General features: G+C 68.7%; 1 protein-coding gene. It reads left to right on the top strand.

The window, feature by feature from the left end:
- Nucleotides 1-156: 156 nt before the first annotated feature.
- The coding region (locus tag E1264_RS42795) for a DUF222 domain-containing protein (protein WP_132183316.1) at nucleotides 157-984 on the top strand (828 nt) is incomplete at its 3' end.

Below are 984 nucleotides of genomic sequence, written 5' to 3'. Positions count from 1 at the left end.
CCAGAATTCAAGGACGGGGTGTGGGGCGACCTTCCGGAAACTGCGCCAGCCTCCGGAATACGGTTCTAATTCCCGTCGACTCCGACTATCCAACCAGTGACAATAATCCAACCCCACCCGAGAATAACGCAGCCCCAATTTTGATATTCTAGGGATATGGGTTCGGTTGAGGTTGATCTCGCGGCGGCGTCCACCATGGAACTGGTGAACGCCCTCGCCGCCATCACCCACGAACTCGCCGCACGCAACGCCCCCGACTCCCCGGCCGCCTGCATGGACATCGCCGAAACATTGGCAGCCGCCACCGACCGGCAAGAGGCCGCCCTCGCCGCACTCATCGGCCGCGTGGACGCCGCCGGGGAAATGCGCCGCTGGGGCCTGCCCTCCACCCAAGCCTGGCTCCGCACCCGCCTCGGCATGCGCGAAACCCGCGCCCGAGAAAGGATCACCCTGGCGCGGCAGCGGCACCGCCTGCCCCACGTCACCGCACTCCTGGCCACCGGCGAGTTGTCCTACGGGTACGCCACCACCGTCGCCGACGCCGTCGCCCGCCTGGACGATGAGGACTGCGCGGAAGCCGAGACCGTGCTGCTGGACATGGTCGGTCAGGGCTTCTCCGCCGGGAAACTCGCCTCCTTCGGCCGCCGTATCCGCGACGTGATCGCCGAACGCGACGGCACCGACACCCGATACCACGAGTCGCGGCGCGGGTATGAGCGGTCCTGGATCACCTCCACCCGCTCCCTGGACGGCGGCCGCTACATCAAAGGCTGGCTCAACGCCGAAGACACCGCCGTCTGGGACGGCACCCTCGGGCCATTGGCCAGACCGGCCGGAACCGACGACCGCCGCGACCTACCCGAACGCACCGCCGCCGCCCTCACCAGCGTGCTGGCGGGCGGACACCGCGCCACCAAGGTCACCGTCATCTGCGACCTGGACACCCTCACCGGCGCCACCACCCCCGGCCGCCTCACCGACGGC

This window comes from Actinomadura sp. KC216 (genome assembly GCF_004348535.1).
Classification (GTDB): domain Bacteria; phylum Actinomycetota; class Actinomycetes; order Streptosporangiales; family Streptosporangiaceae; genus Spirillospora.
This window is presented reverse-complemented; position numbering and strand designations above follow the sequence as displayed.